The organism is Chitinophaga sp., assembly GCF_036569125.1.
Classification (GTDB): Bacteria; Bacteroidota; Bacteroidia; order Chitinophagales; family Chitinophagaceae; genus Chitinophaga.
The window spans coordinates 1-12,142 of the sequence record NZ_DATCRF010000185.1; the positions used below are offsets into that span (position 1 = coordinate 1).

8 protein-coding genes are annotated in these 12,142 nt (G+C 49.8%); 2 read left to right on the forward strand and 6 right to left on the reverse strand.

Annotation, left to right across the window (positions count from 1 at the left end; all coding sequences use genetic code 11):
- The 6 genes from VIM87_RS06655 to VIM87_RS06680 form a co-directional block, all read right to left on the reverse strand.
- The coding region (locus tag VIM87_RS06655) for a sodium:solute symporter (RefSeq protein ID WP_331996222.1) at positions 1-1,477 on the reverse strand (1,477 nt) is incomplete at its 3' end.
- Between the two features lie 13 nt (positions 1,478-1,490).
- Positions 1,491-2,648, reverse strand: a complete 1,158-nt coding sequence (locus VIM87_RS06660) for a four-carbon acid sugar kinase family protein (RefSeq protein WP_331996223.1) — start codon at positions 2,646-2,648, stop codon at positions 1,491-1,493.
- Complete coding sequence (pdxA, locus tag VIM87_RS06665; protein ID WP_331996224.1) at positions 2,645-3,685, reverse strand: 4-hydroxythreonine-4-phosphate dehydrogenase PdxA; 1,041 nt, start codon at positions 3,683-3,685, stop codon at positions 2,645-2,647. The genes VIM87_RS06660 and pdxA overlap by 4 nt, the downstream gene beginning before the upstream one ends.
- Positions 3,686-3,687: 2 nt before the next feature.
- Complete coding sequence (locus tag VIM87_RS06670) at positions 3,688-4,614, reverse strand: dihydrodipicolinate synthase family protein (RefSeq protein ID WP_331996225.1); 927 nt, start codon at positions 4,612-4,614, stop codon at positions 3,688-3,690.
- Complete coding sequence (locus VIM87_RS06675; protein ID WP_331996226.1) at positions 4,611-5,768, reverse strand: iron-containing alcohol dehydrogenase; 1,158 nt, start codon at positions 5,766-5,768, stop codon at positions 4,611-4,613. The genes VIM87_RS06670 and VIM87_RS06675 overlap by 4 nt, the downstream gene beginning before the upstream one ends.
- An 87-nt stretch (positions 5,769-5,855) precedes the next feature.
- Positions 5,856-6,878 carry a LacI family DNA-binding transcriptional regulator gene (locus VIM87_RS06680; protein ID WP_331996227.1) on the reverse strand — a complete coding sequence of 341 codons (1,023 nt, stop codon included), beginning with the start codon at positions 6,876-6,878 and terminating at the stop codon, positions 5,856-5,858.
- Between the two features lie 614 nt (positions 6,879-7,492).
- On the opposite strand from VIM87_RS06680, the gene VIM87_RS06685 reads away from it, so the two are divergent.
- Positions 7,493-10,606, forward strand: a complete 3,114-nt coding sequence (locus VIM87_RS06685) for a SusC/RagA family TonB-linked outer membrane protein (RefSeq protein ID WP_331996228.1) — start codon at positions 7,493-7,495, stop codon at positions 10,604-10,606.
- 19 nt (positions 10,607-10,625) lie between these two features.
- Positions 10,626-12,142, forward strand: a 1,517-nt coding sequence (locus VIM87_RS06690; RefSeq protein WP_331996229.1) for a SusD/RagB family nutrient-binding outer membrane lipoprotein, incomplete at its 3' end; no start/stop codon positions are given.

The following is a 12,142-nucleotide window of genomic DNA, read 5'->3' on the forward strand; positions in this document are numbered from 1 at the left end:
GGCTGGCTACATACCCTACCCCTATTACAATTAAATGGCTGTATACGCCCAGCATTAATTTATGATGGGTGAAATTGTATTTACCAAGGTCCAGCAGCAGCGTTTTATCGTTGCCTAAACCAATAGCAGTGGAGGTAAGAAAAGCATACGCGGTAAATAGTATGCATACAATAATGGCAATGGTAATGCCCTGGTTATTGGCCCTTGCGCTTAACAGCCCTAACAGGAAAATGCCTACAATGCCGCCGGAGAAAATAGCATAGAGGGTGAAAATAATTCCCAGCACCCCTTCATCGCCTGCGCTGATGTAGAACATAGCAATGAGTATAGACAGTAAGCCGGATACTACCACCAGCCCCCTGCCGGCTTTCAGGTATTCCTTGTCGGAGCGGTTAGGCCGGATCTTTTTATAATAATCTTCCACGCCTACAGCAGCCAGGGAATTAAGATCAGCGCTCAGGCTACAGATAGCTGCGGAGATCATGGCCGCGATAATAATGCCTACTACCCCGGCAGGTAATTGTGTTACAATAAAATAAGGGAACACGCCATCCGGCTGCATGCCAGCGGGCAGCGGCTGCTGGGTGTAGAACACAAACAGCGCAGTGCCGATGAACATGAATAAGGTCCATACCGGAACGGTAAGCAGTATACCCATTAAAGATGCCTTGATGGCGGCTTTATCTGTACGGGCTGTTAAATAGCGCTGCACTACTGTTTGATCGGTACCGTATTTCTGAATGGCGTAGAATGCGCCGTTAATAGCCATTACCCAGAATGTAAGCCGGGAAAGGCTGGCGTCGTAAGGGCCAAAACCGGTGCGGTGGTTGGCAGCTGCTACTTTCCATACCTCCGGCAAACCACCTTTCACGGAGAACAGCAGCACACTGATGCAAATGATGCCGGTGGCAAACAGCATAAATCCCTGGAATACATCCAGCCATATTACCGCTTCTATACCGCCCAGCAGGTTCACCGCAATAATGATCAAACCAACTACCAGTATGATCATTACGGTATTGCCACCTGTAATGCTGTGCAAGGCCAGCGCCAGTAAAAAGAATACGGTGCCCATCCCTGAAAACTGCCGCAGCACAAAGGCCAGAGAGCTGTAATAACGGGCAAAGGGGCCAAAGCGTTTTTCAAAATATTCGTAGGTGCTTAACCGTATCACCTTGCGGTAGAGCGGCACTATGAACCAGATCACGCATATTAATACAATGGGCACCATAAGGCCCTGTACCAGTAAGATCCAGTTAGAGGAATAACCGGTGCCGGGGTAAGCCAGGAAAGTTACGCTGCTGATAAGGGTTGCCAGCAGCGACATGCCCAGCGCCCAGGCAGGAATTTTACCCTTGGCTAAAAAATAATTCTGGCTGGTTTTCTGTTTCCTGGCAAATACAAATCCAAAGGAAATGGTAGTTACCAGCAAAAGAATAATGATGACGTGGTCTATTATATGCAATGATGTATTCATAATGTGGCATTGCTTATTGCATGAGTGGAAAAAGATCTAGTGGCGGCCATTCATAGCTGCCTGGCTTTAACGTGAGATGCAGCTCCCTGTTACCCTGTACCCGCATACGCGTTACCCCCGGCGCCAGCGCCATGGTGGGGTATAATCTGTCAATACCCAGCTTGCGCATTACGGCAGCAGCCGTGGAGCCGCCTTCTATCAGTATTTCATGCAGCGTGGCCTGGCCGGCAATAAAGGCTGCGGCTTCCGCCATCCTGTTCCGTATGCTCAGCGCCTGCGCTTTATCATCCTCCATTTGCGGATGTACGGCTATGCTTACCTTTCCTTCCTGTTTCAGCTGCAGCAGTGTTGCTTCCATCCACAGCTGAAATAATTGCGCATCTGTTGAAGCGTTGCCCAATGCAGCGGGCATGTAGCTTACGGGAAAACCATCCTGTTCTATTTTTTTTACAAACGCACGGCTTTTATGAAATGCGCTGCCACAGATCATTAGTGCAGGCGGGTGCAGGATAGCGCTGCTTTCCTTCGTGATCAGCGGGCGCATATTCATTGCTTCTAAAATAGTGGCAAAAAATTCTGCGGCGCCGGCCACCAGTGTATCTGCATCCAGCTTTTCACTCCACGCAACCAGGTCGCCGCTGTTCTGCACTTCTGCTACCACAATGCCGGCGCCCGGTTGCGGCGCATGGTGCGGCAGCACCTGTATATCGCCGTCCTTTGCCTGCAGCAGCTCCTTTATGCCGGAGCTGTATACCGGAAATTCCGGGTCCTGCGAAAAGCTGCTCTGGTGCAGGGGCTGCCCGTTCAGTAAATAGGTACTATTCACCACCGTTCGGCCCAATCCCGGGTTAGCAGGTACTATCAACGCTTTGGGCAGCTGCAATAGTTCCTGCTGCAGCTGTATTTCCGCCAGCACATGGCCGCGTAATACAGAATCTATTTTTTTAAACAGCAGTGTGGGCTGCAATGCTTTCAGCCCCGTACATATTTCCGTTATCACTGCTTTGGCCGCGGTTTTAGACAGGGAGCGGGTATCGGTGTCAATGATCAGCAGGTCGGCTTTGGAATGCAGGTTCACCGTGGTGGTGATCTCCGCCATTAAACCGTACTTTAATGCCAGCCCGCCTATTTCCGCTGCGCCGGTCAGGTCATCTGCAATTACTACCATCATACGTGCTGCCTGTTTTTAGATAACTGTACAGCAGATTCAATGGCCAGTAACATTGCATCTGCGCTGGCAATGCCTTTGCCGGCAATTTCAAACGCAGTGCCATGGTCAACAGAGGTGCGGATAATGGGAAGGCCCATGGTGATGTTCACGCCTTTCACGCTATCCATCTGCTGTTTTTCCGCATTCCATTTAAAGCCGGAGAGCTTGAACGGAATATGCCCCTGGTCATGATACATGGCTACAATACCGCCGTAATAACCGGTAGCTGCTTTGGCAAATAAAGTATCCGGCGGCACAGGGCCATCTACCTCGTAACCCAGGCGGCGGGCTTCTTCCACGGCAGGGAGTATTTCCATGTCATCCTCTGTACCAAACAAACCGGCATCCCCTGCATGCGGGTTTAAACCGGCAATGCCTATTCTTAAATTTGTTTCATTCAGCTGTATTAAACCATTGCGCAGCAGCTCCGTTACTTCCAGTATGCGGTCTTTCTTTACCAGGTCGCAGGCCTGCCGCAGGGATACGTGGGTGGATACATGGATCACCTTCAGGTGCTCCTCTACCAGCAGCATGGCGTATTTTTTAGTGCCGGTGAAATGCGCATATATTTCCGTATGCCCCGCAAAGTGATGGCCTGCTTCGTTAATGGATTTTTTATTAATAGGGCCGGTAACGGTGGCTGCTATTTCCCCTGCCATGGCCATATCAATTACTTTTTTCACTGCTTCAAAAGCGGCGTTGCCCGCCATGGCAGATACTTTCCCAAATTCCAACTCCGCCATGTTCACATTCCGCAGGTCGATCACATCTATCTGCTGTAAGCGGAACTGTGCTTCTGTTGCATGCTGAATAGCATTTACGGTAGCGGGTAAGCCCAGGCGGGTAATAATATCGCGGAACACCGCTGCATCGCCCACCAGCAAGGGGCGGCAAATGGCGTGTATGCTTTCGTTCAATAGCGCTTTCACGGCAATCTCCGGCCCAATGCTGGCCGGGTCGCCCATGGTAATTCCTATTATTGGTTTGGTATCAGTCATTATCAGATCCGGTTAATGTTATTCAAATCGCCAAATACAGCACGCACTTCCTGCATCAGCTTTTGTTCTTCGGCGGCAGGCAGGCGGTACAGCGGTGGCAGCACATCCGGCCCGCAAAGCTCATAAGCGGCCAGCATGGCTTTAAAGGCCGCCAGCGACTGGCTCAGGATCCGGTCTTTCTGGTACATTTCAGAGATCTGATCTGCTTTTTGCTGGGCCTGTGCAGCGGCTACGGTATCGCCTGTACGTACACTGTCATATATTTTGCGGTACACAGCCGGCGCCAGGTTACCACTGCTGGGTACAATACCATCTGCGCCCTGTTCCAGGGCCGAACGGGATTGCAGTGCCCAGCCCAGTAAATAGGAAAAATCTTCCCGGTGCTTCCATAAGGCGGTAGCTGTGCTAATGCGTTCCACGCCTTTTTCAGAATCCTTGAATCCAACAATGTTGGGATGTGTACTTAATTGTTCCACCACATCCAGCGGAATAGACAGATGTGTGGTGGCCGGAATGTTATACAGTACCAGGGGGCAGGGCAACGCATCTGCCAGCGCGGTAAAGTAGCGCAGCATTTGCTCCGGCGCTACCGGGTAGTAGCCTGGCATGGTGCTCACCAGCACATCGGCGCCCAGGCCATGATAGGTTTTACCTTCCTCCACCGCATCCTGCAGGCTATTGCCTGAAACGCCGGCATACACCAGCGCACGGCCGCTGTTCGCTTTAACAGCAGCCGTGACCAGTGTTGTTCTCTGATGACGTGAAATAGAAGCCGCTTCCCCGGTAGTACCTAAAATAAAGGGATGTGCTTTCCCGCTTATTAAATGGTTCACCAGCTTTTGTACGGCTGCTTCATCGATGGTATGCTGCGGAGTAAAAGGTGTCATCATAGGCACCACTACCCCGCTGTATCTTTTTTCGCTTTTCATGCTACTACTTTATTAAAGGCCGCCCGGTAAATGTTAACAGCATCCTGTTGTGTAACGGGCCGCAGGTTGTTCTTCAATAGCCGCTGGATCTTCAGGGCATCTTCCGCCATTTTATCAATACTGTCAAAAGGAATATTCAGCTCATCCAGGGAAGCAGGCAGGCCGCAGTCGCTGATCAGTTTTTTGATCAGCTCAATACCTTCGCGGGCGGTGGCGATATCGGACTGGCCGGGCGCAGCGCCTAATGCAAGTGCAATCTGCGCATGCCGTTCCGGCGCAGCCGGTAAATTAAACTCCATAACATAAGGCAGCAGTAATGCAATGGACAAGCCATGCGGTACGTGGTAGGATACGCCCAACGGATACGACAGCGCATGCACCGCCGCTGTATTCACCGGGCCTAAGCACATGCCGCCATACATGCTGCCCAATGCCACCTGCGCACGCGCTTCCAGGTCCTGCCCATTGTTACAGGCACGTTTCAGGTAACGTGCGATCAGCCGTACACCTTCCAGTGCAATAAGGTCAATAACCGGATGCGCAAAATTATTCGTATAGGCTTCCAGGCAGTGCGTTAACGCATCAATGCCGGTGGAGGCAGTAATAGAGGCGGGTACGCTTAGCGTAAGCGCAGGATCTATATACGCTGCATCCGGCACCAGGAAAGGGCTGATCACACCCACCTTGGCGCCGCTATCATCTATAAACAATGCATTGGGCGATACCTCGCTGCCCGTGCCGGAGGTAGTGGGAATGCAGGCCAGGTAGGTTTTGCGTTCTTTCAGGTTACGGATGCCGATCACTTCTGCCGTGGTTTGCGTGTTCTTAATCTGCGCGGCTATCAGTTTAGCTACATCCAGCACGCTGCCACCTCCAATACCCACCACACTATCGGCCCCAAAAGCTCTTGCATCTGCCAGCAGCTTTTCAAAATCATTAAAGGAGGGTTCTCCTGCAATGCTGTCGTTCACCTGTATGGCTACGCCCTGCTGCTGCAGGGTATGCAGGCCTTCTGCTATTTGAGCCGCTGCCGGAGGTATGGTTACCAGGTATAGGCGCTGCAGCCCCAGCGCAGTATAGTCTGTAATAAACTGTGCAAAGCTGTTCTCACCAAACACCAGCTTATTAGGATTTATGATCGTTACACTTTGCATGCTCAGGTTTTGTTTTTTATGTAAACGTTTACATTTTTCAATCAAAAAAACTCCAACAAACATTTCACGAGCCTCCGTGGCAGCATCTTACTTAAACCCGCAGGACCGCCGGATCATCAATTCCGTTTTCACGATCACATTGGCCGGCAGGCGGTCGGGCTGCTGGATCCTTTGGTACAGCAGCTCTATGGCCCTTTGCCCTATTTCAAAACCATGCTGCCGTACAGCCGTTAACGGTGGATTCAGGGAGGTGGCCCAATACACATCATCAAAACCCACAATGGCTACTTCTTCCGGTATCTTCAGCCCCTGCTGCAGAATGGTTTCCAATGCGCCTAAGGTTAACAGGTTATTGGCGGTAAAAATGGCGGTAGGCCTTTCCGGCAATGCCAGCAGCTGTTTAGTGATCTCTACCCCGCTGACAAAGTTGGATTCTTTACCTTTTATGATCTTCTGATCTACCCGTAATCCGTAATGTTTATGCGCAGCTATATAACCGGCAATGCGTTCCTGGGTGGTAGGAATGGCAGGGTCGCCGGTAATATGTGCTATGCGTTTATGACCTAGTTTGATCAAATGCTCCACCGCATTAAAGGCGCCTTTTTCATTATCTGATTTCACCACATCCACATTCAGGTTGCTGAGCCCCCGGTCAATACACACCACGGCATGCCCGTCGCTGATCAGCTCTTCCACATCCTCGTCCTTCCCGTGGGAAGGCGCTACAATAAAGCCATCCACGGATTCTGAGCGGAGAATATCTATATACAGCTTTTCCCGTTTCGGATCCTGGGAAAAGTTGCCGATCACCACGGCGGAGCCGTTTGCATAAGCATATTCCTCTATGCCCCGGATCACATCTACATAGAACGGGTTTTGAATATCCGGTATCAGTAAGCCTATCAGCTTCTTGGAACGGTTCGTGGAACGTAAGCGCTGCGCTACGCGGTTGGGATGGTAACCGGAGGTTTTGATAGCCCTTTGTACGGCCAGCCGGGTCTCGTCCTTTACCACGGGATCGCCGTTCAATACCCTGGAAACAGTGGCTATTGATACACCGGCTAAGCTGGCAACGGTTTTTAAACTGGCGACGGTTTTGGCAGTTTTCACAAAGCGATCAGATTTTTCCGTGGATTTATGTAAACGTTTTCACAACTAATCAAAGCTACAATTATTTTTGAATTTCCTATAGGCGGCGGAAAGTATTTCACACGGTGGATTCTCCGGGTACTCCCGGTTTCCGTTACATAATATCTTTTTTGATTATTATGAGCGGTATTCACATGATTAGTTTACGCCAGGCCCATTTTACTGAGATCCCGTAACAGTAAGCCTTACACGACATTAAAATTCCATAAGAATTTATTGCTAACCAGGTAGCTGTTATGATTTTTTATTCACTCAAAGTGATATTATTTGCTAAATCGTTTTATGGTATTTATATTGAGATCAGTTTCTATCAACGTCATCCAAATCTTCAATATTTAATCATTCTAAACTGCTGTAGTGTGTAAGAACTTGAGCCGCTAAATCAAACAACAACAATCAGGGGACAATTAATATCAACCGTAGGTATATGCCATGCATCCGCTAAAGGATGTCATCAATATTGTTATTCTACTATTTTATTTACTCGTTATCGACTAAACCATGAAATCAATGCAGAGCTGACTTGACTGCTTTTAAAAGGTCCATTTTATAATCAATCTATCAAACACAGAACTATGAAAAGATTACTCATCTTTTTATCGCTATCCCTATGCGTGTTCGTAAACGCATTTGCGCAAAAGCGAGCGGTATCCGGTAATGTAAAGGATGCCGACAACAATCCCCTCCCCGGTATAACCATTATTGAAAAGGGGACCAGCAATGGCACCGTAACCGACGGCGCAGGTAATTTCACCCTGCCGGCCGGCCCTAATGCAACCCTGGTGCTTTCCGGTGTAGGCTTTCTTTCACAGGAGGTAGTTGTTGGCAACCAAAGCACGCTGCAGGTGCAAATGGCCATCGACAACAAAAACCTGGGCGAGGTGGTAGTAACCGCGCTGGGTATTAAACGCGAGAAAAAATCATTGGGTTATGCCCTGCAGGAGGTAAGCGGCGAATCGCTGGCCAATGCGCGGGAAACAAACCTCACCAACGCCTTAACCGGTAAGGTAGCCGGTTTGCAGGTACTGCGCTCCAGCAACGGCCCTGCAGGTTCTACCAAGATCACGCTGCGTGGCAACAACTCGCTTACCGGTACCAACCAGCCGCTGATAGTAGTGGATGGTATTCCCATGGATAACTTCATCGGCTCCAACAACAACGACTTCTGGAACCCTGCACGAGATATGGGTAACGGTTTATCCGACATCAACCCGGAAGATATTGAAAGCATGTCTGTATTGAAAGGCGCTACTGCTGCGGCTTTATACGGCACACGCGCCGGTAATGGTGTGATCCTGATCACCACCAAAAGCGGTAAAAAACAAAAAGGTTTGGGTATCACCTACTCTTCTCAGGTTGGTTATTCTGAGATCTTTACCCGTCCTGAATTGCAGCAATCATTTGCGCAGGGCGACCGTGGCCAGTTTGACCCCGCCGGTGAACGTGCCTGGGGCCCTGAAATTACCGGCCAAACGGTAAAAGACTGGCAGGGCAAAGATGCGCCGCTGGCAGCATACGATAACCTGGACGGTTACTTTGGCAGAGGCCTCAATGTAAAGAACAGCATCTCTTTTCAGCAGCAGGTAAGTGAAGGTACTTCCATCTACTCTTCCGTTACCCGCCTTACTGATAAAGGCATAATTCCCGGCACCAAGCTGAACCGTACCAACCTTACGGCACGCGCTGTATCCCGCTTTGGCAAAGGCAACCGCTGGAGCACCGATACCAAAGTGCAGTATATTAACTCTGATGCGGTGAACCGCCCGCAGAATGGTATGAACGACAGTAACCCGTTCAGCACCATGTATATGCTGCCGGTAAACCTGAACATCCGCGATTTCAGCGCCGCTAAAAGAGAGGATGGTAAAATGTTATGGTATGGCACCAGCAGCAAGGTGAATCCTTACTGGGCCTCCCGCTACAACCTGAACCAGGATATTCGCGACCGTTTCATGATGACCGGTACTGTTAAATACGAGATGACTGACTGGCTGAGCGCAGAATTAAGAGGCGGTGCAGATATTTACACCACCAATTACGAAGCTAAACGTTATGCAGGCAGTCCCAGCCCGGCTAACGGCAGCTACAGCCAGGGTAAGGAAACCTTCAGTGAGATCAACTATAGCGCTTTGATCTCTGCCCATAAAGATAACCTGTTCGGTAAACTGGGTGGCACAGCCTCTATAGGCGGTAACCTGATGAAGCAGAAAAGAAGCCGCCTGGATGCCAGTGTTGGCGAGCTGCAGATCCCTGATTTCTTTTCTGTGAACAACGGTAAATCCAGCCCTTCAGTTACTGAAGTGGTAAGTGAAAAAAGGATCAACTCCCTGTACGGCACCGTGGGTGTGAACTGGGATGCTTACTGGTTTGTGGATGCAACTTTCCGTAACGACTGGTCATCGGCCCTTAGCCCCGACAAACGTTCCTTCTTCTACCCTTCCGTAAGCACCTCACTGGTAGTAACGGAAATGATCGAACGTATGGGTGGCAGCGTACCCTCCTGGATCAGCTATGGTAAATTACGCGGCTCTTATGCCCAGGTAGGTAATGACCTGGCAGCCTATGAGCTGTATAACACTTATGAAGTAAGTAAAGATCCAAACGGCAACACCGTGGTAAAAAGGAAAAATACCCTGTATGATCAGAACGTGCGCAATGAGCTGATCCGTTCTCTTGAAGTAGGTGCAGAAGCGCGCTTTTTAAACAACCGTGTAGGCCTGGACGTAGCCCTGTATAAAACCAATGCTACCAACCAGCTCATTAACCTGCCCATGGATCCGCTGAGCGGTTATTCCTACAGGAAGATCAACGCCGGCAATATCCAGAACAAAGGGATAGAAGTAATGTTAAACGGACGAGTGCTGGATAATCCCAAAAGCATTTCCTGGGATATGACGGTGAACTACTCTGTGAACGACAACACCGTTAAGGAACTGACTAATGATGTGAAGCTGTACTCCCTGGGCGGTTACGACGACGTACAGGTATATGCAGAAACCGGCAAAAAGTTCGGTGAGATCTATGGTACCGCCTTCCAGCGCGTAACAGATGCCAGCAGCCCTTACTTCGGTAAGATCATCGTAAACGGCAATGGCCTTCCCCTGGCTACGCAGAACAAGGTAAGACTGGGCAACCAGCAGGCCAGCGGCTTATTGGGTGTAGGTAACACCTTCTACTGGAAAAGCCTTTCCCTGGGCTTCCAGGTAGATGCCCGCTTTGGTGGTAAAATGTTCTCCGGAACATTGATCTCCATGCAAAGGGCCGGTACTGCTGCTGAAACAGTAGTGAATGGCAAACGTGAGAATTTCATCGTAGATGGCGCCGTGTATAATACAGACACCAAAACCTACGAACAGAATACCGTGGCGGTATCTGCACAGGATTACTGGATGAACAGCATTGGTGCAACCAATGTTGGTATTGTAGAAGCTAACCTGTACGATGCATCCAACATCCGTCTGCGTAATGTGCAGCTGAGCTACTCCCTGCCGGCCAAACTGCTGTCCCGCACACCGGTTCAGCGCGCCAGCATTGGTTTCTCCTGCAACAACGTATGGCTAATATCCAGCCATCTGAAAGGTATTGACCCGGAATCTGTTTTTGCAACCAACACCAACGCCACGGGTTTTGAGAATGGCAGCGCGCCTACCACCCGTACTTTCCTGTTTAATTTATCCGTTAGTTTCTAATTGCTGAAAAAGGACATTTATGAAAAATATTATAAAGAGCACATTTGTACTGTTTGCAGCCAGCCTGCTGGTACAATCCTGCTCAAAGTTTGAAGAGATCAACAGAGATCCGAAGTCTGCCAATGAAGCGCAGGTAGAGGTGGAATATGCATTGAATGGTTCTATCATTGGTGCGCAAATGAACCCTGATGTAGCCGAACGTTCCTTTGTATTATACTGGAAAACCGGCGGCCGCCAGCATCGCCAGGGCGGCTTATCCAGCGGTGGTTACGATGACGGCTGGACCACGGCCTATTACAATTCCGTATCCGGCTGGCTGAATGGGGTGAACCTGGCAGTGGAGCTGGCTACCAAAAGGATCGGTACTGGTGCAGAAAAGCCTTACACCAAGAACCTGCTGCAGGTAAGCCGCATCTGGCGCGCCTACCTGTTAAGCGAAATGTCCGACAACTTTGGGCCTATTCCTATTAAAGCATTCCAGGGCGTGAACCCTGAGTTTGTTAGTGTTAAGGACGTGTACTATTACTTACTGCAGGAGCTGAAAGAATCTGTAGCCGCTATTGACGAAAGCGTGGTGAATACAGATGAAGTAAAGAAATATGATCCTGCATTTGCTTTTGACTATAACAAATGGAAACGTTATGGCAACTCCCTGCGTATGCGTTTGGCTATGCGTTTGTCTGAAGTAGATCCCGGCAAAGCAAAAACAGAGTTTGAGGAAGCGGCTAATTCAGGATTGCTGCTAACAGAATCATCACAGATCTTTAAAGTACAGGAAAAACCGGGATGGGACGACCTGACCGGCGTAATGAGCCGTGAATGGAATGCCCAGCTGGTATCTGCTACGCTGAATAACCTGTACATTAACTTAGGCGGTATTCCGTCTGCAGATCAGCTGCCGGATTCCCTGAAATCGCACATTAAGCCTGCAAACTGGGCAGGGCTGCGGTTCTTAAACCATTTCTCCCAGCGCACCAATGAACCCATGGCTGGTTTTTGGTTTGATGGTTTACAGAACACCATTGACCCACGGGCTTACAAAACCTTCATTATTCCCGGCCAGTTCAACAACCCGGATTTTTGCGCGTATCCTTCTTACACCAGCGATGCCAGGAACACCGTACGCAGCCTGGATGACTTTGGCAATGTAAATGCCGCTTATACCTGGAATGCAACGACTACCGGTGACTGGGGTACGAAAGGTGCAAAAAATAAAATGTTCACCTATGAAGGCACTAACCCGCGCCTGGCGCTGCGCTTCCGTAACAGCACCGCACAACGCATCTTCTTTGCACCCTGGGAAACTTACTTCCTGCTGGCAGAAGGCAGTGTAAGAGGCTGGACCACTCCTATGACTGCGCAGGCAGCATATGAAGCCGGTATCGGCAGCAGCTTTGAATATTGGGGCGTGAGCCAGTTCCTGGGCGCTTACCTGGCTTCGCAGGCTTATAACAATGACGGTACTTCCGTAAGCTGGACCCACACCGTGGAGCCAGGCGCTACGCATACCATGAACTACAAGGATGGTTATACCGG

What these genes read in the sequence shown, in the direction of transcription:
- VIM87_RS06685 (WP_331996228.1), top strand. Translation starts at nt 7,493, where the DNA reads ATGAAAAGATTACTCATCTTTTTATCGCTATCCCTATGCGTGTTCGTA.
- VIM87_RS06675 (WP_331996226.1), bottom strand. Translation starts at nt 5,768, where the DNA reads ATGCAAAGTGTAACGATCATAAATCCTAATAAGCTGGTGTTTGGTGAG.
- VIM87_RS06660 (WP_331996223.1), bottom strand. Translation starts at nt 2,648, where the DNA reads ATGATGGTAGTAATTGCAGATGACCTGACCGGCGCAGCGGAAATAGGC.
- pdxA (WP_331996224.1), bottom strand. Translation starts at nt 3,685, where the DNA reads ATGACTGATACCAAACCAATAATAGGAATTACCATGGGCGACCCGGCC.
- VIM87_RS06670 (WP_331996225.1), bottom strand. Translation starts at nt 4,614, where the DNA reads ATGAAAAGCGAAAAAAGATACAGCGGGGTAGTGGTGCCTATGATGACA.